Origin of the sequence: Caulobacter sp. Root655, from assembly GCF_001427665.1 — a bacterium.
GTDB lineage: Bacteria > Pseudomonadota > Alphaproteobacteria > Caulobacterales > Caulobacteraceae > Caulobacter.
Map to the genome: position 1 here is coordinate 1 of NZ_LMHC01000012.1, position 21,560 is coordinate 21,560.

General features: G+C 66.5%; 15 protein-coding genes and 1 pseudogene. 3 read left to right on the forward strand and 13 right to left on the reverse strand.

The annotated features are described in order from the left end of the window. Positions 1–80: 80 nt before the first annotated feature. The 5 genes and pseudogenes from tuf to rpsL all read right to left on the reverse strand — a co-directional run bounded on the left by tuf (position 81) and on the right by rpsL (position 4,625). On the reverse strand, positions 81–1,220 hold the full coding sequence (tuf, locus tag ASD79_RS09050; RefSeq protein WP_235524379.1) for an elongation factor Tu: 1,140 nt from the start codon (positions 1,218–1,220) through the stop codon (positions 81–83). Positions 1,221–1,222: 2 nt separating this feature from the next. Then, a pseudogene (locus ASD79_RS25515) lies at positions 1,223–1,460 on the reverse strand (GTP-binding protein); the annotation flags it as partial. 115 nt (positions 1,461–1,575) lie between these two features. Next, complete coding sequence (gene fusA, locus ASD79_RS09055) at positions 1,576–3,654, reverse strand: elongation factor G (RefSeq protein ID WP_056720770.1); 2,079 nt, start codon at positions 3,652–3,654, stop codon at positions 1,576–1,578. A 113-nt stretch (positions 3,655–3,767) separates the two neighbouring features. Continuing rightward, positions 3,768–4,241 carry a 30S ribosomal protein S7 gene (rpsG, locus tag ASD79_RS09060; RefSeq protein WP_007661568.1) on the reverse strand — a complete coding sequence of 158 codons (474 nt, stop codon included), beginning with the start codon at positions 4,239–4,241 and terminating at the stop codon, positions 3,768–3,770. 12 nt (positions 4,242–4,253) lie between these two features. Then, positions 4,254–4,625: a 30S ribosomal protein S12 gene (rpsL, locus tag ASD79_RS09065; RefSeq protein WP_007661566.1), complete on the reverse strand. Its 372-nt coding sequence runs from the start codon at positions 4,623–4,625 to the stop codon at positions 4,254–4,256. A gap of 333 nt (positions 4,626–4,958) precedes the next feature. On the opposite strand from rpsL, the gene ASD79_RS09070 reads away from it, so the two are divergent. After that, positions 4,959–5,708 (forward strand): hypothetical protein, encoded by a 750-nt coding sequence (locus ASD79_RS09070; RefSeq protein WP_056720772.1) that lies wholly within the window; start codon positions 4,959–4,961, stop codon positions 5,706–5,708. A gap of 94 nt (positions 5,709–5,802) precedes the next feature. Further along, positions 5,803–6,582 carry a hypothetical protein gene (locus ASD79_RS09075; protein WP_056721634.1) on the forward strand — a complete coding sequence of 260 codons (780 nt, stop codon included), beginning with the start codon at positions 5,803–5,805 and terminating at the stop codon, positions 6,580–6,582. Positions 6,583–6,738: 156 nt separating this feature from the next. On the opposite strand, the gene ASD79_RS09080 is transcribed toward ASD79_RS09075, so the two are convergent. Together ASD79_RS09080 and ASD79_RS09085 are read right to left on the reverse strand one after the other, a co-directional pair. Continuing rightward, positions 6,739–7,665, reverse strand: a complete 927-nt coding sequence (locus ASD79_RS09080; protein ID WP_235524380.1) for a pyridoxamine 5'-phosphate oxidase family protein — start codon at positions 7,663–7,665, stop codon at positions 6,739–6,741. Position 7,666: 1 nt separating this feature from the next. Continuing rightward, positions 7,667–8,287 (reverse strand): glutathione S-transferase, encoded by a 621-nt coding sequence (locus ASD79_RS09085; RefSeq protein WP_056720774.1) that lies wholly within the window; start codon positions 8,285–8,287, stop codon positions 7,667–7,669. Positions 8,288–8,522: 235 nt separating this feature from the next. On the opposite strand from ASD79_RS09085, the gene ASD79_RS09090 reads away from it, so the two are divergent. Continuing rightward, the gene (locus ASD79_RS09090) at positions 8,523–9,419 is read left to right on the forward strand and encodes a LysR family transcriptional regulator (protein ID WP_056720776.1); all 897 of its coding nucleotides are present in this window, start codon (positions 8,523–8,525) and stop codon (positions 9,417–9,419) included. A 226-nt stretch (positions 9,420–9,645) separates the two neighbouring features. Here the strand turns inward: ASD79_RS09090 and rpoC are convergent, their stop codons facing one another. From rpoC to rplJ, 6 genes are all read right to left on the reverse strand, one after another. Then, complete coding sequence (gene rpoC / locus ASD79_RS09095; protein ID WP_056720779.1) at positions 9,646–13,830, reverse strand: DNA-directed RNA polymerase subunit beta'; 4,185 nt, start codon at positions 13,828–13,830, stop codon at positions 9,646–9,648. A 117-nt stretch (positions 13,831–13,947) separates the two neighbouring features. Then, a complete protein-coding gene (gene rpoB / locus ASD79_RS09100) occupies positions 13,948–18,030 on the reverse strand; it encodes a DNA-directed RNA polymerase subunit beta (RefSeq protein WP_056720781.1) in 4,083 nt (1,360 codons plus the stop codon). 344 nt (positions 18,031–18,374) lie between these two features. Next, positions 18,375–19,163, reverse strand: coding sequence for a class I SAM-dependent methyltransferase (locus tag ASD79_RS09105; protein WP_056720783.1), 789 nt, complete (start codon positions 19,161–19,163; stop codon positions 18,375–18,377). Between the two features lie 24 nt (positions 19,164–19,187). Next, entirely contained in the window at positions 19,188–19,973 is a 786-nt protein-coding gene (locus ASD79_RS09110; RefSeq protein ID WP_056720784.1) for a glycosyltransferase family 2 protein, read from the reverse strand. A gap of 187 nt (positions 19,974–20,160) precedes the next feature. Further along, entirely contained in the window at positions 20,161–20,544 is a 384-nt protein-coding gene (rplL, locus tag ASD79_RS09115; RefSeq protein ID WP_007661543.1) for a 50S ribosomal protein L7/L12, read from the reverse strand. A gap of 45 nt (positions 20,545–20,589) precedes the next feature. Beyond that, complete coding sequence (gene rplJ, locus ASD79_RS09120) at positions 20,590–21,108, reverse strand: 50S ribosomal protein L10 (RefSeq protein WP_056720786.1); 519 nt, start codon at positions 21,106–21,108, stop codon at positions 20,590–20,592. Positions 21,109–21,560: the final 452 nt, after the last annotated feature.

Sequence of the window (21,560 nt, forward strand, 5' to 3'; positions counted from 1 at the left end):
GAAGGGGGAGGAATGCAAAAGGCCCCGGGGTTTCCCCCGGGGCCTTGGCTAGTTCGGTAGAGACTTCAGAAGGTCGAAGACTATTCGACGATCTTGGCCACCACGCCGGCGCCGACCGTGCGGCCGCCTTCGCGGATGGCGAAGCGCAGGCCCTGATCCATGGCGATCGGGGTGATCAGCTCGACGTCCAGCTCGGCGTTGTCGCCCGGCATGATCATTTCCACGCCTTCGCGCAGCTTGATGATCCCGGTCACGTCGGTGGTGCGGAAGTAGAACTGCGGACGGTAGTTGGTGAAGAACGGCGTGTGACGGCCGCCTTCTTCCTTGGTCAGGATATAGGCCTCGGCCACGAACTTGGTGTGCGGGGTGATCGAACCCGGCTTGCACAGCACCTGGCCGCGCTCGACGTCTTCGCGCTTGGTGCCGCGCAGCAGCACGCCGACGTTGTCGCCCGCCTGGCCCTGGTCCAGCAGCTTGCGGAACATCTCGACGCCCGTGCAGGTGGTCTTCTGGACCGGGCGGATGCCGACGATCTCGACTTCTTCACCGACCTTGACGATGCCCTTTTCGATCCGGCCGGTCACCACCGTGCCGCGGCCCGAGATCGAGAACACGTCTTCGACCGGCATCAGGAACGGCAGGTCCAGCGGACGGGCCGGCTGCGGGATGTAGTCGTCGACCGTCTGCATCAGCGCCAGCACCGACTCTTCGCCGATCGTCGGGTTGCCGCCGTCGATCGCCACCTTGGCCGAGCCCTTGGTGATCGGGATGTCGTCGCCCGGGAAGTCATACGACGAAAGCAGCTCGCGCACTTCCATCTCGACCAGCTCGAGCAGTTCTTCGTCGTCGACCAGGTCGACCTTGTTCATGTAGACGACCAGGGCCGGCACGCCGACCTGACGGGCCAGCAGGATGTGCTCGCGGGTCTGCGGCATCGGGCCGTCGGCCGCCGAAACCACCAGGATCGCGCCGTCCATCTGCGCCGCGCCGGTGATCATGTTCTTCACGTAGTCGGCGTGGCCGGGGCAGTCGACGTGCGCGTAGTGACGGTTGGCCGTCTCATATTCCACGTGCGCGGTGTTGATCGTGATGCCGCGGGCCTTTTCTTCCGGCGCCGCGTCGATGTCGGCGTAGTTCATCGCCTTGCCGCCACCCGACTTGGCCAGGGTGATGGTGATCGCCGCCGTCAGCGTCGTCTTGCCATGGTCAACGTGACCAATCNCGTGCGCATAGTGACGGGCGGCCGTCTCATACTCGACGTGCGCCGTGTTGATCGTGATGCCGCGCGCCTTCTCTTCCGGAGCCGCGTCGATGTCGGCGTAGTTCATCGCCTTGCCGCCACCCGACTTGGCCAGGGTGATGGTGATCGCCGCCGTCAGCGTCGTCTTGCCATGGTCAACGTGACCAATCGTGCCGATGTTGCAGTGCGGCTTGTTACGTTCGAACTTTTCCTTGGCCATTTTTCTCTAGCTCCGACCCCAGAGGGGTCTGCGATGGATTGGATTTCTGGGGTGGCTCCGGGCGGATCAGGGGATCCACCCGGACTCTTAAGTCCGCTTTTCCCGAAGGAAAAGCTTAGGCGTACTTCTTGATCACTTCGTCGGCGACGTGTTGCGGCACCGGCTCGTAGTGGTCGTACTGCATGGTGAACTGGGCGCGGCCCTGGCTCATGCCGCGCAGGGTGTTCACGTAGCCGAACATGTTGGCCAGCGGCACGAAGGCGTTCACCACCGTGGCGTTGCCGCGCATGTCTTGGCCCTGGATCATGCCACGACGGGCGTTCAGGTCACCGATGACCGAACCCAGGTACTCTTCCGGGGTCACGACCTCGACGGCCATGATCGGCTCGAGCAGCTTGGGAGCGCCCTTTTCACGCAGTTCCTTGAAGGCGGCGCGCGACGCGATTTCGAACGCCAGCACGCTGGAGTCGACGTCGTGGTACTTGCCGTCGGTCAGGGTCGCCTTGAAGTCGATCAGCGGGAAGCCGGCCAGCAGGCCGTTGTCCTTGACGGACATCAGGCCCTTTTCGACGCCGGGGATGTATTCCTTCGGCACCGCGCCGCCAACGATGTCGTTCTCGAACACGAAGCCCGAACCCGGCTCGCCCGGTTCGAAGGTGATCATGACGCGGGCGAACTGGCCCGTACCACCGGTCTGCTTCTTGTGGGTGTAGTCGATGTCGACCTTGCGGCCCAGGCTTTCGCGATAGGCAACCTGCGGCGCGCCGATGTTGGCTTCGACCTTGTAGGTCCGCTTCAGGATGTCGATCTTGATGTCCAGGTGCAGTTCACCCATGCCCTTCAGGATCGTCTGGCCGCTTTCGAAGTCGGTCGAGACGGTGAAGGACGGATCCTCGGCGGCCAGCTTGGCCAGGGCGACGCCCAGCTTTTCCTGGTCGGCCTTGGACTTGGGTTCCACGGCGATCTCGATGACCGGGGCCGGGAATTCCATGCGCTCCAGGATGACCGGCGACTTCAGGGGATCGCACAGGGTGTCGCCGGTGCGGGTGTCCTTGAGGCCGGCCAGGGCGACGATGTCGCCGGCATAGGCTTCCTTGATGTCTTCGCGGTTGTTGGAGTGCATGAGCAGCATGCGGCCGACGCGCTCGCGCTTGTCGCGCGTGGCGTTCAGCAGGCTCATGCCGGTTTCCAGCTTGCCCGAATAGATCCGGCAGAAGGTCAGCGAACCGACGAAGGGGTCGTCCATGATCTTGAACGCCAGAACCGACAGCGGCTCTTCGTCCGAGGCGTGACGCACGACGTCTTCTTCGGTCTTGAAGTCGATGCCCTTGGTCGGCGGGATGTCCAGCGGCGACGGCAGGTAGTCGACGACGGCGTCCAGAAGCGTCTGCACGCCCTTGTTCTTGAAGGCCGAGCCGCAGAGGATCGGATAGAAGGCGCCGACCAGCACGGCCTTGCGGATGCACTTCTTCAGCACGGCTTCCGAGGGCTCTTCGCCGCCCAGATAGGCTTCCATCGCCTCGTCGTCCATTTCGACGGCGGCTTCGACCAGATAGGCGTGAGCCTCCTGGGCCTTGGCCAGCAGGTCGGCCGGGATTTCCTCGTCACGGAAGTTGGCGCCCAGGGCGTCGTTGTCCCAGATGACGGCCTTCATGCGGACCAGGTCGACCAGGCCGCTCAGCGAGGTTTCCGAACCGATCGGGAACTGGATCGGCACGGCCTTGGCGCCCAGACGGTCGCGGATCGACTCGACCGACTTGTCGAAGTCGGCGCCGATCTTGTCCATCTTGTTGACGAAGACGATGCGCGGAACCTTGTACTTGTCGGCCTGACGCCAGACGGTTTCCGTCTGCGGCTCGACGCCGGCGTTGCCGTCCAGCACCGCGACGGCGCCGTCGAGCACGCGCAGCGAGCGCTCGACTTCAATCGTGAAGTCGACGTGTCCGGGGGTGTCGATGATGTTGAGGCGCTTGTCTTTCCAGAAAGCGGTCGTCGCGGCCGACGTGATGGTGATGCCGCGCTCTTGTTCCTGGTCCATCCAGTCCATGGTCGCGGCGCCGTCGTGGACTTCGCCGATCTTGTGCGACTTACCCGTGTAATACAGGATCCGCTCGGTCGTCGTCGTCTTCCCGGCGTCGATGTGCGCCATGATGCCGAAGTTACGGTAGTCTTCGATTTTATGCTGGCGGGCCATGGTCTAGCTCTGTTGACTGCCTCGCCCGGATGGTTGGGCGGGGACATTTAAACGTGCGGCGCGGGCGGTTTATCTCAAACCGCCCGCGCCTGAAAGAGTGCTGGTAAGAAAGGTTACCAGCGGTAGTGCGAGAACGCCCGGTTGGCTTCAGCCATCTTGTGGGTGTCTTCGCGCTTCTTCACCGCGGTGCCGCGGTTGTTGGAAGCGTCGAGCAGTTCACCGGCCAGCTTTTCGGTCATGGTGTTTTCGCCACGCTTGCGCGCGGCGGTCACCAGCCAGCGGATGGCCAGGGCGCGACGACGGTCCGGACGGACTTCCACGGGCACCTGATAGGTGGCGCCGCCAACGCGACGCGACCGGACTTCGATCGCCGGGGCGACGTTGTCCAGGGCGGAGTGGAAGGTCTCAAGCGGACCTTGGTCCTTGCGCTTGTTTTCCAGGATGTCGAAAGCACCATAGATGATGTTTTCGGCGACGGCTTTTTTGCCCTCGTACATCACGTAGTTCATGAACTTCGTGACAATCAGGTCCCCAAACTTGGGGTCCGGCAGGACTTGGCGTTTCTCGGCGCGACGGCGGCGGGACATACTTCTTTTTCCTTACTTCGGACGCTTGGCGCCGTAGAGCGAACGACGCTGCTTACGATCCTTGACACCTTGGGTGTCGAGGACGCCGCGCAGGATGTGATAGCGGACGCCGGGCAAATCCTTGACGCGGCCGCCGCGGATGAGCACCACCGAGTGCTCCTGCAGGTTGTGACCTTCGCCGGGGATGTAGCAAACGGCTTCGATGCCGGTGGTCAAACGGACCTTGGCGACCTTACGCAGAGCCGAGTTCGGCTTCTTCGGGGTGGTCGTGTAGACGCGCGTGCAAACGCCGCGACGTTGAGGGCAGCCCTTCAGGGCGGGCACCTTGTTCCGGACCGGCTTAGGTTGGCGCGGTTTGCGGATGAGCTGGTTGACGGTAGGCATTCAGTCTCTGCTCTGATGGAAGCGTGTGCCTGTCGGCCGAAGCGCTTCGGGTCCTTGTTGTTTTTCTTCCGGCTTTCTCGGCCCCGGAGGGGGACCTGATAAACACGAAACTCGCCGGGACGCGGGTGGCGTTCCGGCGGGCTATCCGTCGGGTTAGGGACGGGCGCTCATCAGGACGGACAAGGTCCGCCTCGAAAAGAGCGCGGAAACTACTCGCGAACGCTTCCGACGTCAATCGCGGCGTTTGCGTCGGTTAATGGGGCCCTAACGGCCACGCTTTCGCCACTTGGGATGGCAAGCCTGGGACCTGTCCACCCGCGTGAAGAGACCGCCTTGCGCCTGTCAGAGAGACGTCTTCGTCGGCGCGAGCGTGGCGCGGTGCTGGTCGCCGCCGTGGGGCTGCACGCGGCGGTGCTGGCCTTCCTGGCCTGGCCGGTCGCCCTGCGCTTTCCCGACCGGTCCACCGACGAGGGCGCCATCGATGTCACCCTGGAGCGCCCCCGGCGCGCGACCGGCGGGGCTTCGTCGTCGGGACCGGCGAGGTTGAGCCCACGGCCGCGCGCGCCACGACAGGCCCCGACCGCCGAGGCCGTCGCGGTCCTTCCCATCGCCCCCGCCCCAACGGCCTCCGCTTCGGGACCGGCGCCCGGCAAGGCCAACGGCGATCTGGGCGCCGCCCTGCGCCGCGGCGGCGTCGGTTGCGCCAACGCCCGGGCCGTCGGGCTGAACCGCGAGGAGCGCGAACGCTGCGCCGAGAAGCTGGGCGCCCAGGCCCGCGACGCCCCCTTCCTGCCGGCCCCGATCGATCCGGGGAAGCGCGCCTACTACGACGCCGTGGCCCAGGCCTACGACCATGGCGGTCCGATGGTTCCGCTGACGGCGCGGGGCGGCGCCGGGATGTTCGACGCCGACGCCAGCGCCAATTCCGGCCACGGCCCGCGCGTCGGCTGCTCGGTGAAGTTCGGCCCCAACGCACGCAAGGCGCCCAAGGGTCCGCCCAACGCCCTGCGGGCCGGCCCGTGCTTCATCCAGCCGCCCAACGGGTCGCTGACGCCGGAGGCGGACCTGCGCAAACCCTACTAGCGCGCGGTCGCCCTTCCCATCTAGCGTTCAGCGGCCATGGTTTCGCCACTCCTGGTGGAAAGTCTGACCACCCCAGTTCCTGTCGAGTTTGTTCTTGGTCCAGTTCGCGGCGCGCAGAACCCGGTTGAGAAACGGCGCCGTCCTGGCCGGGTCGGTGATGCTGCACGCGGCGATCCTGGCCGCCCTGGCCTGGTCGACGGGCGCGCGCTTTCCGGACCGCTCGAACGACGAGGACGCCATCACGGTGACCCTGGAGCGCAGCGCCGTCCCGCGCCGGGCCGCGCCGACCATCGCCGCCAGTCCGGACCGCGCGGCGTCCGTCTCGCCGTTGAAGCCGCGCGCGCCGCGTCTGGTCGCGCCGTCGTCGGTGACGCCGCTGGGCGTCGCGCCCGTTCCGGCTCCCGGCCCGCCGACCCGGCCGACCGGCATCCATCCCGCCCCCCTGCCCGCCGGACCGCGCGGCGACCTGCGCACCGCCCTGCGCGGCAGCGGCGTCGGCTGCGCCAACGCCCGGGCCGTCGGCCTCAACCGCCGCGAACAGGAACATTGCGACGAGCGGCTGGGAAACATTCCCCCGGGCGCTCCGGTCTATGACGCGCCGATGGACCCGGCCAAGCGCCGCGCCCTCGACCGACAGGCCATCCGCCAGCAGGCCGACCGCGCCTATCGCGACGCGCCAATGGGGATCGGCGTCGACCATCGCAGCCGCGAGGGTCCTGGCACGATGAAGGAGATTCCCTGGGTGCTGGGCGCCGAGCAGGACGGGTTGGGCCGGCAGAGGTCAGGCGCCTCGCAACAGCTCAAGCGCCTGGACGACGCGGACAAGGCCGACGAACGCCGGAAGAAGGCCGCGCGGGAGAGCGAGCAGCGGTAGCCTGTTTGTTCAACCTCGGACCGCCGCCCTCTTTTCCGTTTCCCCGACGAAGGTCGGGGCCCAGGTGAAACCCACGAGCCACCCCGGATGAATCTGGGTCCCGGCCTTCGCCGGGAAAACGGAGGTGGAGGACACCCTTCATGGGAGACAGCCCCCTCAGGCGGCGTTCCAGGCGGCGGTGGCCAGACTCATCGGCGAGTAGTCGCCGAACGCCCAGCGCAGCGGCAGGGCGGCCGGGCGACGCCAGGCGCGCTCGACCCGCAGGCGCCATTGGCGCTGCACGCCCTCGGGCCAGGCCCCGTCGCCCGGCGCGTCCCAATCGATCTCGGCGCGGCCTTGCAGGTGCAGCAGGTCGCCGGTCTCGAAATCGACGAACAGCAAGGCGGCGCGCGGGTCGAGCATCAGGTTGCCCAGGGTGTTGAAGAACCGATTGCCCCGGAAGTCGGGGATGGTCAGCACCTCGCCCGAGACCTTGACGAAGCCGGGCAGGCCGCCGCGGTGCGAGATGTCGACGCCGCCGTTCCGGCCACCCGCGACCGTGGCCACGAACAGGGTGTCGGCGCGGGCGATCTGGGCCAGGGCGTCCGGGGTCGGGAAGGCGATGGCCTCGGCGGGGATCGTGGAGGGGGGGCCCGGCTCCACCGCGCGGGTCTGAATATATTGCGGGCAGTTGCCGAAGCTCTGCAGCACGCGCAGCGTCAGCCCGCCCTCCTCCGCCTCGGTGATCACGCCGTTGACGCGGTTGCGGCGGCGGGTGGCGAAGTCCAGGCCCAGCGCCCCGAACGGCTGGCCGGGGCGGAACAGTTCGCCGCCCGGCTCGCCCTCCCGGGGCCGGGCGGCGACGCTCAGGGTCGTGGGGTCGGGGCTGCGGACGAAACCCGCCTCCCCGGTCAGCACGGTGGCGACCGGCCAGCCGTCCTCGTCCACCGTGGCCAGGAACAGATAGGGCAGCAGGGCGAAGAACTCTCGGTGCTGGTCGGGCATGAACGGCCGGATGCCGCCGCTACCGGGCGATCCCACCCCGGCCCGCGTCTGGGCGGCCAGTTCGCCGGGGTGGAACACACCGTCCATCTCGGCTTCCATCTCAGGCGGCCTTCGGAACGAAGTCGGGCATGGGCTGGAACCAGGGCTGGCTCTCCACCCGCGCCAGCCAGGCGCGCACGGCGGGATAGGGCTCCAGCGCCACGCCGCCGTCCGGGGCGTGGGCCACATAGCTGTAGCAGGCCAGGTCGGCGAGGGTGACGTGGTCGGCGGCCAGGAAGGTCCGGCCCGCCAGGTGGCCGTCCATGAAGGTCAGCACCCGCTCGGAGATGAGCGCCGCGCGGGCCGGGTCGTCGGGAAAGCCGAACAGGCTGATCATCCGGGCGATGGCCGGGCCGTGCATCACTTCGCCGGCGGCGATCGACAGCCAGCGCTGCACGGCGGCGGCCGCCACGGGCTCTTCCGGCAACCAGGGGCCCTCGGGCGCGTAGCGGCGGGCCAGATAGACCAGGATGGCGTTGCTGTCGGCCAGGGTCAGGTCGCCGTCCTGCAGCACCGGGATCTGGCCCAGCGGGTTCAGCGCCCGGAAGGCGGCGGAGGCGCGCACGTCGCCGGGCGCGTCCACGAACCGGTAGGGCAGGCCCAGGGCGTTCAGCATCAGCGCCACCCGGTGGGTGTGACCCGACAGGCCCATGCCATGCAGGACGATTTCGGACTTGGTCATGGGAGATCCCCTTCGATTGCGATGAAGGGATATTGGCTGTTGTGGTTTTCGGAATGAATTTAGCAGATTTGAAAGATATAATTGCGATATCCGGAATAGTCGAAACCCTCCACCTCCGTCTTCCCGGCGAAGGCCGGGACCCAGATTCATCCTGAGCGGCTCGTGGGTTTCACCTGGGCCCCGACCTTCGTCGGGGAGACGGGCGTGGGGTAGGCCGAACGAGGATACACAACCCATGGACCGTCTCGACGAACTGGCCATGCTGGTGGCGGTGATCGACGCCGGGGGACTGGCCGCCGCCGGTCGCAAGCTGCGCAAGTCTCCGGCCGCCATGACCCGGGCCCTGGCGGCGCTGGAGGAACGGATGGGCGCGCGGCTGATCGAGCGCACCACCCGTCGCCTGGCCCCCACGGAGGCCGGCCGCGACCTGGCCGACCGGGCCCGCCGGCTGCTGGCCGACTACGAGATCGCCCTGCGGGCCCCGGCCCCGGACGCCGTGCGCGGGACCTTGCGGGTCACCGGCCCGACGGTGTTCGGCCGCCGCCACCTGACGCCGGTGGTCAGCGACTTCCTGGCCGATCATCCGGGCGTCCGGGCCGACCTGACCCTGCACGACCGCAATCTGGACCTGATCGAGGGCGAGCTGCATGTGGCGCTGCGCATCGGTCCGCTGGCCGATTCCACCCTGCTGGTCCGCAAGCTGGGCGCGGTGCGCCGGCTGGTGGTGGCCTCGCCCGACTACCTGGCCCGGCGCGGCGTGCCGCTGGAGCCGGCCGACCTGGCGGCCCACGACACCATCCTGACCACCGTGATCTCGGCGACGCCGGAATGGCGGTTCGAGGCCCAGGGGCGGGTCCGGGCCGTGCGGCTGGAGCCCCGGCTGCAGATCAACCACGTCGAGGCGGCCCTGTCGGCGATCCGCGCCGGCCGGGGCGTCGGGCGGGCCCTGTCCTACCAGGTGGCCGAGGACCTGGCGGCGGGCCGGCTGGTGCGGCTGCTGCGCGACTTCGAACCGCCGCCCCTGCCGGTGCAACTTCTGACGGCGGGCGGGCGGTTCATGCCGCCGCTGGTGCGGGCGTTCCTGGACTACGCGGCGCCGCGGCTGGAACGGCTGGCGGTGTTGCGGGAGTAATAACGGTTGTCATCCCGAACGAGCGCGCAGCGCGAAGATCCGGGACCGACGCCAGGGCTCGGCGCTTCCGGCGGTCCCGGATAACGGCTTCGCCGTTTCCGGGATGACAGCCGTTATTGAGCTCCCCCTCCGTCGGCTCCGCCGACACCTCCCCCACAGGGGGAGGAACAAAACAAAACGGCCCGGGATCGCTCCCGGGCCGTTCCGTTTCGTTGCCGCGAAAGCCTTAGTTGGCTTCGGCGATGACCGCGGGCAGCGGCTCCATCGCTTCTTCGCGCTGCTGGGCCAGCTGCTCGTCGCGCTTGGCGGCGACGCGCTGCAGGCTGCGCAGGTAGGAACCCGTGCCGGCGGGGATCAGGCGACCCACGATGACGTTTTCCTTCAGGCCTTCCAGGGTGTCGGTCTTGCCGTGCACCGAGGCTTCGGTCAGGACGCGGGTCGTTTCCTGGAACGACGCGGCCGAGATGAAGCTCTTGGTCTGCAAGCTCGCCTTGGTGATGCCGAGCAGCACCGGCTGGGTGGTGGCCGGACGGCCGCCACGGGCGACCGCCTTGTCCTGCTCGATGTAGAACTCCGGCTTGTCCAGGTGGTCGCCCTTGATCAGGCCGGTGTCGCCGGGCTCGAGGATCTCGACCTTTTGCAGCATCTGACGAACGATCGTCTCGATGTGCTTGTCGTTGATCGGCACGCCCTGCAGTCGATAGACCTCCTGGATTTCGTCCACGAGGAAGTTGGCCAGGGCCTCGACGCCCAGGATGCGCAGGATGTCGTGCGGATCCGGGTTGCCGTCGATGATGTACTCGCCGCGCGCGATGAAATCGCCATCGTGCACCGCGATGTGCTTGCCCTTGGGGATCAAGAACTCGACCGGTTCGCCCTGGTTGCCGTCAGCGTCGACTTCCGGGGTGATCTTGATACGGCGCTTGTTCTTGTAATCCTTGCCGAATTCGACACGGCCGTCCATTTCCGCGATGACCGCGCAGTCCTTGGGACGGCGAGCTTCGAAGAGTTCGGCGACGCGCGGCAGACCACCGGTGATGTCCCGGGTCTTGGCGCCTTCGGTGGGGATCCGCGCGATGACCTCGCCCGGCTTCACCGTATCGCCGTCGGCCACCGACAGAATGGCGCCGACCGACATCAGGTAGCGAGCCTCGCCGCCGTTGGCGAGGCGCACATAGGCCCCGCTGTCGTCGAGGACGCCCATGGCCGGACGCAGGTCCGAGGCGCGGGCCGAGGTCCGCCAGTCGGCGATCACGCGTTGCGCGATGCCGGTGGCTTCGTCGGTTTCCTCGCGGACGGAGAAGCCGTCCACCAGGTCCTCGGCGCGGATCTTGCCGGCCACTTCGGTGATGATCGGGGTGGTGTAGGGGTCCCAATCGGCCAGACGCTGGCCACGCTTCACCTTGTCGCCGTCCTTGATCTTCAGGCGGGCGCCGTACGGCGGCTTGTAGTTCTCGCGCTCCTTGCCGTCGACCAGCACGCTCACCGAGGTGTTGCGGCTCATGACGACCAGGAAACCGTCGGCGCCGGTGACGGTGGCGCCTTGGACGCGAACCGTACCGTCGTTGCTGCTTTCGAAGAACGACTGCTCGGCCACCTGGGCGGTGCCGCCGATGTGGAAGGTCCGCATCGTCAGCTGGGTGCCGGGCTCGCCGATGGATTGGGCGGCGATGACGCCGACCGCTTCACCGATGTTGACCGGCGTACCACGGGCCAGGTCGCGGCCGTAGCAGGCGCCGCAGACGCCGACCTTGGCTTCGCAGGTCAGGACCGAACGCACCTTCACCGACTGCACGGCCGCCGCTTCGATGGCGTCGGCCATGTTCTCGGTCAGGTAGGTGTCGGCCGGAACGACGATCTCGCCGGTCGCCGGGTCCTTGATGTCCTCGGCCGAGAAGCGGCCCAGGACGCGCATGCCCAGCGAGACGAGGACGTCGCCGCCCTCGACCACGGCGCGCAGGGTGATGCCCCGCGTGGTGCCGCAGTCTTCCTCGACGATGATGCAGTCCTGCGCCACGTCGACCAGACGACGGGTCAGGTAGCCGGAGTTGGCGGTCTTCAGCGCGGTGTCCGCCAGGCCCTTACGGGCGCCGTGGGTCGAGTTGAAGTACTCCTGAACGGTCAGGCCTTCCTTGAAGTTCGAGACGATCGGGGTCTCGATGATCTCGCCGGAGGGCTTGGCCATCAGGCCGCGCATCCCGCCGAGCTGCTTCATCTGGGCCTGCGAACCACGAGCGCCGGAGTGGGCCATCATGTAGATGGCGTTGATTTCCTTCTCGCGGCCGTTCTCGTCCTTATGCTTGGTCTGCAGCTCGGCCATCATCTCGTCGGCGACGCGATCGGTGGCCTTGGCCCAGGCGTCGACGACCTTGTTGTACTTCTCGCCCTTGGTGATCAGGCCGTCGGCGTACTGTTGCTCGTACTCCTCGGCCAGGGTGCGGGTTTCGGCGACGATCGCCTCTTTCCGCTTCGGGATGATGATGTCGTCCTTGCCGAAGGAGATGCCGGCCTTGGCCGCTTCCTTGAAGCCCAGACCCATGATCTGGTCGGCGAAGATCACCGTCGCCTTCTGGCCGCAGTGGCGGTAGACGACGTCGATCAGGTTGCCGATTTCCTTCTTGGTCAGCGCCTTCTCGATCAGTCGGTGACCGATCGCGGTGTGCTGCGGCAGAAGGGCGGCGATCTTCATCCGGCCCGGGGTGGTGTCGATCACCCGGCGACGGACGACGCCGTCGGCGTCCATTTCCGTGAAGCGCGACTTGATCTTGGCGTGCAGGCTGACGACGCCGGCGTCCATGGCGGCTTCGATCTCGGCGATGTCGCTGAAGATCTTGCCTTCACCCGGTTCGCCTTCGCGGGCCACCGACAGATAGTACAGGCCCAGGACGATGTCCTGCGACGGCACGATGATCGGTCGGCCGTTGGCGGGCGACAGGATGTTGTTGGTCGACATCATCAGGACGCGCGCTTCCAGCTGGGCCTCGAGGCTCAGCGGGACGTGGACGGCCATCTGGTCGCCGTCGAAGTCGGCGTTGAACGCGGCGCAGACCAGCGGGTGAAGCTGGATGGCCTTGCCCTCGATCAGCTTCGGCTCGAACGCCTGGATGCCCAGACGGTGAAGCGTCGGCGCGCGGTTCAGCATCACCGGGTGCTCGCGGATCACCTCTTCGAGGATGTCCCACACCTGGGGCTGCTCGCGCTCGACCATGCGCTTGGACTGCTTGACGGTGCCCGACAGGCCCTTGGCGTCCAGGCGCGCATAGATGAACGGCTTGAACAGCTCCAGAGCCATCTTCTTGGGCAGGCCGCACTCGTGCAGCTTCAGGTCCGGACCCACGACGATGACCGAACGGCCCGAATAGTCGACGCGCTTGCCCAGCAGGTTCTGGCGGAAGCGGCCTTGCTTGCCCTTCAGCATGTCGGCCAGCGACTTCAGCGGACGCTTGTTGGCGCCGGTGATGACGCGACCGCGGCGGCCGTTGTCGAACAACGCATCCACCGATTCTTGCAGCATCCGCTTTTCGTTGCGGATGATGATGTCGGGGGCGCGCAGCTCGATCAGGCGCTTGAGGCGGTTGTTGCGGTTGATGACCCGGCGATAGAGGTCGTTCAGGTCGGAGGTCGCGAAGCGGCCGCCGTCCAGCGGCACCAGTGGGCGCAGTTCCGGCGGGATCACCGGCACGACCGTCAGCACCATCCATTCGGGGCGGTTGCCCGACTCGGAGAAGGCTTCGAGGATCTTCAGGCGCTTGCTGAACTTCTTCTGCTTCATGTCCGACGGGTTGCCGGCCAGCTCTTCGCGCAGGCGTTCGGCTTCCTTGTCGAGGTCGATGGCCTTCAGCAGGTTCTGGACGGCCTCGGCGCCGATTTCGGCGGTGAAGCTGTCGTCGCCGTACTCGTCCTGGGCGCGCATGAAGTCGTCCTCGCTGAGCAGCTGGTGCTGCTTCAGCGGGGTCAGGCCCGGCTCGGTGACGATGTAGTATTCGAAGTACAGGACGCGCTCGATGTCCTTCAGCGGCATGTCGAGCATCATGGCGATACGCGACGGCAGCGACTTCAGGAACCAGATGTGGGCAACCGGCGAGGCCAGCTCGATGTGACCCATGCGCTCGCGACGGACGCGGGCCAGGGTGACTTCAACGCCGCACTTCTCGCAGATGATGCCCTTGTACTTCATGCGCTTGTACTTGCCGCACAGGCATTCGTAGTCCTTGGTCGGGCCAAAGATACGGGCGCAGAACAGGCCGTCACGCTCGGGCTTGAACGTGCGGTAGTTGATGGTTTCCGGCTTCTTGATCTCGCCGAACGACCACGAACGGATCTTTTCCGGCGAGGCCAGCGAGATGCGGATCTGGTCGAAGGTCGGAGCGGCCTGGACCGGATTGAAGATGTTCAGGACTTCCTGGTTCATCTTGGTTCCTTCTGCGGGATTACCCGCGAAAATTCAAAGTTGGAGAGCGGCGATCGAAGGCCCCTCCCCTGCCCCATTCCTTCAAGTGGAAAGAGGGGCAGAGGAGGGAGCGATCGATCAGCTGTTCTCCAGCTCGACGTTCAGGCCGAGCGAGCGCATTTCCTTGACCAGCACGTTGAAGCTTTCCGGGATACCGGCTTCGAACGTGTCGTCGCCACGGACGATCGACTCGTAGACCTTGGTCCGGCCGGCCACGTCGTCGGACTTCACCGTCAGCATTTCCTGCAGGGTGTAGGCCGCGCCGTAGGCTTCCAGAGCCCACACTTCCATTTCCCCGAAGCGCTGACCGCCGAACTGGGCCTTGCCACCCAGCGGCTGTTGCGTGACGAGCGAGTACGGACCGATCGAACGGGCGTGGATCTTGTCGTCGACCAGGTGGTGCAGCTTCAGCATGTAGATGTAGCCGACCGTGACCGGACGCTTGAACTGGTCGCCGGTCTGACCGTCGTACAGGATCGACTGGCCCGACGGATCGAGACCCGCCATGCGCAGGTGGTCCTCGATATCCCCGATGCGGGCGCCGTCGAACACCGGCGTGGCGATCGGAACGCCCTTGCCGAGGTTGCGAGCCAGTTCGACCAGACCCTCCTCGGTGTCCGGCAGTTCCTCGTCCGGGCCGTAGATCTCGGTCAGACGCTCGACCAGGGCCTGCTTCTGGCCACCGGCCTGCCAGTCTTCCAGCAGAGCGGTGATCTGCTTGCCGAGACCGGCGCAGGCCCAACCCAGGTGGGTTTCGAAGATCTGGCCGACGTTCATGCGCGAAGGCACGCCCAGCGGGTTCAGAACCACGTCCACGTGCGTCCCGTCGGCGAGGAACGGCATGTCCTCGATCGGCAGGATGCGCGAGATCACGCCCTTGTTGCCGTGACGGCCGGCCATCTTGTCGCCGGGCTGAAGCTTGCGCTTCACGGCCACGAACACCTTGACCATCTTCATCACGCCCGGGGGCAGTTCGTCGCCGCGCTGCAGCTTGTCGACCTTGTCCTCGAAGCGGCGATCCAGACGCTTGCGGTTCTCGTCGAACAGCTTGCGCAGGCTTTCCAGCTCGCCCATCGCCTTCTCGTCTTCGAGCGCGATCTGCCACCAGAGGCCCGGCTGGACCTCCGACAGGTTGGCGGCGGTGATCTCGCCGCGCGACAGGCCCTTGGGACCCGACAGAGCGACGTTGCCGATCAGCAGTTCGCGCAGGCGACCCGAGATGTTGCGGTTCAGGATCGCGAATTCGTCGTCGCGGTCCTTGCCCAGACGGTCGATTTCCGAGCGCTCGATGGCCAGGGCGCGTTCGTCCTTGTCGACGCCGTGACGGTTGAACACCCGCACGTCGACGATCGTGCCGGCGACGCCCGGGGGCAGACGCAGGCTGGTGTCGCGGACGTCCGAGGCCTTTTCGCCGAAGATGGCGCGCAGGAGCTTTTCTTCCGGCGTCATCGGGCTTTCGCCCTTCGGGGTGACCTTGCCGACGAGAATATCACCGGGCTGCACTTCCGCGCCGATCGCCACGATGCCCGCTTCGTCGAGGTTGCGCAGGGCTTCCTCGCCGACGTTGGGGATGTCGCGGGTGATCTCTTCCGGACCGAGCTTCGTATCGCGGGCCATGACTTCGAATTCCTCGATGTGGATCGAGGTGAAGACGTCGTCGCGGACGATGCGCTCGGAGATCAGGATCGAGTCTTCGAAGTTGTAGCCGTTCCAGGGCATGAACGCGACGAGCGCGTTGCGGCCCAGGGCCAGTTCGCCCAGCTCGGTCGAGGGACCGTCGGCGATGATGTCGCCGGCGCTGATCTTGTCGCCCACCTTCACCAGCGGACGCTGGTTGATGCAGGTCGACTGGTTCGAACGCTGGAACTTGCTCAGACGGTAGATGTCGACGCCCGAACGGGCGGCGTCGGTCTCTTCCGTGGCGCGGACGACGATACGCGTACCGTCGATCTGCTCCACCACGCCGGTGCGCTTGGCGATGACCACGGCGCCCGAGTCACGGGCGACCACGGCTTCCATGCCGGTGCCGACCAGCGGGGCGTCGGACTGCACCAGCGGCACGGCCTGACGCTGCATGTTCGAGCCCATCAGGGCGCGGTTGGCGTCGTCGTTTTCCAGGAAGGGGATCAGGGCCGCGGCCACCGAAACCACCTGACGCGGCGACACGTCCATCAGGTCGACCATCTCCTTTTGCAGGAGCGTGGGTTCGCCGTTGATCCGGCCGGGGACCAGGTCGTCGACGATCTCGCCGTTCAACACCTTGATGTTGGACTGGGCGATGACGTGCTTCGACTCTTCCATGGCCGACATGTAGACGACCTCGTCGAGCGGCTTGCCGTCGGCGACGCGACGGTAGGGGCTCTCGATGAAGCCGTACTTGTTGACCCGGGCGTGGGTGGCCAGCGAGTTGATCAGGCCGATGTTCGGGCCTTCCGGCGTTTCAATCGGGCAGATGCGGCCGTAGTGGGTCGGGTGAACGTCGCGGACTTCGAAGCCGGCGCGCTCGCGGGTCAGACCGCCCGGGCCAAGCGCCGACAGACGGCGCTTGTGGGTGATCTCCGACAGCGGGTTGGTCTGGTCCATGAACTGCGACAGCTGCGAGGAGCCGAAGAATTCACGCACCGAGGCCGCGGCCGGCTTGGCGTTGATCAGGTCATGCGGCATCACGGTGTCGATGTCGACGGACGACATGCGTTCCTTGATGGCGCGTTCCATGCGCAGCAGGCCGACGCGGTACTGGTTTTCCAGCAGTTCGCCGACCGAACGCACCCGGCGGTTGCCGAGGTTGTCGATGTCGTCGATTTCGCCGCGGCCATCGCGCAGGCCGACCAGCAGCTTGAGCACCGCCAGCACGTCTTCCTTGCGCAGGACGCGCATCTCGTCCGAAGCGTCCAGCTCCAGACGCATGTTCATCTTCACGCGGCCGACAGCCGACAGGTCGTAGCGTTCGGCGTCGAAGAACAGCGACTTGAACATCGCCTCGGCGGCTTCCACCGTCGGCGGCTCGCCCGGACGCATCACGCGGTAGATGTCGAACAGCGCGTCCTCGCGGACGGCGTTCTTGTCGACCCGCAGGGTGTTGCGCATGTAGGCGCCGACCGTCACGTGGTCGATGTCCAGCACGTCGATGGTGCTGAAGCCTTGGGCGGCCAGGGCCTCGATCGAGGCCACGTCCAGCTCGTCGCCGGCTTCGGCGTAGATCTCGCCGTTCTCGAAGTTGACGGCGTCGCGGGCCAGGTAGCGGCCGGTCAGGGCCTCGGGAGCCAGCAGCAGGGTCTTCAGGCCGCCGTCGGCCAGCTTCTTGGCCTGGCGAGCGGTGATCTTGATGCCGGCCGGAGCCACTTCTTCGCCGGTGTCGGCGTCGATCAGGGCGAATTCCGGCTTCACGCCGCGCCAGCGCTCGGGCTTGTACGGGGTGGCCCAGCCTTCGGCGCCGGCCGCGGTGCGCTTCTCGAAGGGCACGACGTCGTAGAAGGTGGTCAGGATCTCTTCGCCGTCCATGCCCAGGGCATAGAGGAAGGTGGTGGCCGGCAGCTTGCGGCGACGGTCGATGCGGACATAGACCACGTCCTTGGCGTCGAACTCGAAGTCCAGCCACGAGCCGCGGTAGGGGATCACGCGGGCGGCGAACAGCAGCTTGCCCGAGGCGTGGGTCTTGCCCTTGTCGTGGTCGAAGAACACGCCGGGCGAACGGTGCATCTGCGAGACGATGACCCGCTCGGTGCCGTTGACGATGAAGGTGCCCTTGTCGGTCATGAGCGGGATATCGCCCATGTAGACGTCCTGCTCCTTGATGTCCTTGACGGACCGGGCGCCGGTTTCTTCCTCGGTTTCGAACACGATCAGGCGCAGCTTGACCTTCAGCGGCGCCGCGAAGGTCATGTCGCGCTGGATGCATTCCTCAACGTCGTACTTGGGCTCTTCGAATTCGTACGAGACGTATTCGAGCACCGCGCGCTCGTTGAAGTCCTTGATCGGGAACACCGACTTGAAGACCGCCTCGATGCCCTCGTCCTTGCGCACGCCCGGACGGACTTCGCGCTGGAGGAACTGTTCGTAGGAGGAGCGCTGAACCTCGATCAGGTTCGGCATTTGCACAGCTTCGGGGATGCGGCCGAAAGACTTCCGGATCCGCTTCTTGCCGGTGAAGGATTGCGCCATGTTTTTTCCCTGCGGCGCGGAACTGGAGTCCGCGCGTAAATTCGAATGCCTTAGCGTCCACCCTCGCCGTTCTCCGCTTAGGAGAACGCTGGACGCTGGAATTCCCCTGCCAGGCGACCGGGACCGGAAGCTTGGCGGGCGCCCCTTCGCGCGGATCGGAGGGCGGCTGACCGCGCCTCGGGGCGTAATATGCGGACGCGCGCGTGCGCGCTCCGCCGAATGTCTTCGTGAACGGGCGGATATAGGACAACCAGATGGGGATGGAAAGGGGTTTATCCACAAAAACCCGCGCGAGGCCCGGGAACTGGCCGCGCGGTCGCGAGATAGGGGCCCTCGCCCCCCGCCTAGACCTTGCGAAACACCGCGATCGCCTGGCCGCAGAAGGTCTCGCTGCTGGACCGGTGGGTGACCAGGGTCAGATCCGGCCCTGCCAGTTCGGCCAGTCGCTCCGCCGTGACATAGGCCGACAGCAGGTTGCTGCCCTCGTGGCTGTCGAACCGAACGCCATAGCCCTCGGCGGCCAGCGTGGGCGGCGGCGTCCCGCCGCGCGCGGCGTGGACCAGGTCGTGGAAGGTGATCAGCGCCTGGCCGCCGGGCGTCAGCACCCGGCTCAGGTCGGCCAGCCAGTCGGCGGCGGTGGACTCGCGCAGGTGAGTGATCACCGAGCAGGCGTAGAGGGCCTCGATGCTGGCGTCGGCCACCGGCAAGGGCGCGCCCAGCTCCACCCGGCGCCAGGCGCCCGGCAGATGGCGCCGGCTCCAGGCCAGGAGCCTGGCGTTGATGTCGACGCCGATCAGCCGATCGGCCGCTTCCGGGGGCAGCCAACGCGCCAGCCGGCCGCAGCCGCAACCGATGTCGAGGATGGTCCTGGCCTGGCCGAGGCCCAGGCCGGTCGCGGACAGCAGGGCGTCGAACTCGGCCAGGGTGTTCTGGCCCGAGCTGGCGAAATAGTCGGGGTCGGCGTTCCCCACCACCATGACCCGCAGGATGGCCGGCGGCATCGGCTTGCCGTCCGGGAAGCGCGCGGCGCCGGGATGGGCTCTCGCCGCGCCGATTTCCCACAGGCGGAACCTCAGCCCCTCCAGCCCAAGGGCCCAGATGAGACGGCGGACGAGCGAACGCGGGGAAATCAAGAGGCGGATCCGGGAACGACGCGACTATCCATAGGCCGCCATTTCTCTTCGCACCGCGGGCGCGAAGCGCAAGGCGCTTTCGTCCAGGACCTCATCGTGGTCATAGCGGTCGAAATCGTTCTCCGGCCGGGTGATGTCGCGGTAGCCGCGCCGCATCTTCTCGTCCCACTGGACACGCGACCGCGTGAAATAGTGGTTCAGCTGGCAGACCTCGTAGCCGGGCGGGTCGCGGACGACGCCGTTGTCCGCCCAGTCAACCGGGAGCCCCGACGCCAGCACGTAAGGTCCTTTCGTGCGGAAGGAATGCGGGGTGTGGTAGTGGGCGCCGCGCGGCTTGACGATCGACTTGACCACGCGGTGATCGGACAGGTCGTCCCGCGCCCGCCGGGTGAAGCTTTCGATCACCAGGCCCGGCGGCGGCTGGACGTGGCCAGACGAACCGAACATCGCGAACGGCACGGCGATCGCCGAGGCCGCGGCGTTGGCCTTCAGCAGATCCCTCAAGACGTAGCCCGGCTTGAAGACCAGGAATTCGTCGGAATCCAGGAAGGCGATCCAGTCGAACTCATGGCCGAACAGCCGCAGGCAGACCTCGTAGGCAAAGACCTGGGAGCGCTTGAGCGTCAGCGGCCAGGGCACCAACCGCACGTCCCGGACCTTGCCGGCGGCCCGCACCAGGCGCGGCGTGCCGTCGCGCGACCGGTTGTCGAACACGATCACGGTGTCGAAGCCGATGACGAACTGAAAGGCTATCCATTCCTCGATGCATCGCGCCTCGTCCCGCACATAGAGGCATACCGCCGACTTCATGCTCACCTCGATTGCATCGCACCGCCAAGCCCGATGACGTCCCCACGCCGCCAGGTCAATGGCCGATCGCTCGAACGCGTCGCCCGGCGGAACGACAACGGCCCCGGAGGTTTCCCTCCGGGGCCGCGATCTTGGCGTCGGAACTGACGCCGGCAGGTCGTTCCCACGCCGGAGCGTGGGACGTGAATTACTTCACGGTGACGCTGGCGCCGGCTTCGGTCAGCTTCTTGGCGATCTCTTCAGCGACTTGCTTGGAGACGTTTTCGACGACGTTCTGCGGAGCGCCTTCGACCAGGTCCTTGGCTTCCTTCAGGCCGAGGTCCGGACGGACGCCGCGGACTTCCTTGATCACGTTGATCTTCTTGTCGCCACCGGCGGTCAGAACAACGGTGAACTCGGTTTGCTCTTCGGCGGCTTCGGCCGGAGCAGCGGCGGCGCCGCCAGCGGCGGCGACGGCGACCGGAGCAGCGGCCGAAACGCCCCACTTTTCTTCCAGCATCTTGGACAGATCAGCGGCTTCGAGGACCGACAGGGTGGACAGTTCTTCAACCAGCTTTTCGAGCTTGGACATGTTCATTTTCCTAAAACGAATGAGGGATGTACGCGGAGATGACCGTTACGCGGCGTCTTTGGTCGCATAAGCGTTGAAGACGCGCGCCAGTTGGCCAGCCGGGGCCTGCAGGACGCCGGCGATCTTGGTCGCCGGAGCCTGGATGAGGCCGATAAGCTTGCCACGGATCTGGTCGAGCGACGGCAGCGTGGCGAGAGCCCGCACCGCTTTTTCGTCCAGAACAGTCGTCTGACCCAGGATGCCGCCGACAAGCTTGAGCTTCTCGTTTTCCTTGGCGTACTGGGTGACGATCTTGGCGGCGGAGACCGGGTCCTTGCCGAAGGCGATGGCGACCGGGCCGGTGAACAGGGCGTCGCCCGCTTCACCGATCGAGCCACCGAGGGCCTTCTGGACCAGGGTGTTCTTCACCACCTGGAACGTGGCCTCTTCCTTGCGGAGGCGGCTACGCAGTTCAGTCATTTCCGCAACGGTCATGCCCATGTAGTGGGTCACGACGACAGCGCCGGCGCCTTCGAACACGCCTTTCAGCGATTCGATCGACTCCTGCTTTTGAGCGCGGTCCATTGCGGTCTCCTACTCAATTACAGCGGCCGGACCATTCCGGCAGCCAAATGCCCGACGCATGAGGGATCGCTCCCGCACGCGAGTTGCATCAGCCTGTTCCAAGGAAAGTCAGCCGCGCGTCCCATCCGTGAAGGAGGAAATAGCGTGGTCTTGTCCATCCCTGTCTCCCGACGGCGAGGAAGGGCTCTTCCTCGATTATGGCGTGGTGACCCCACGTCCCGCAGTTCTCAAACAGGATCGCCGCCGGGCGAGCCCAGCGGAGAAGGGGCGGCGTATAGACGGTTTGCAGATGGATTTCAACCGGGGCTTTTCAACGCCCCTCCCTACCAAACATCCGTCATCCCGGGCCTCGTGCCCGGGATCCCTGGTTCAGCTGACACGTGAGGCGCAAGCGGTTCGCTGGCGAACCGCCCCTCCCGCACCTGCGGCGGACGGAGGGGTCCCGGGCACAA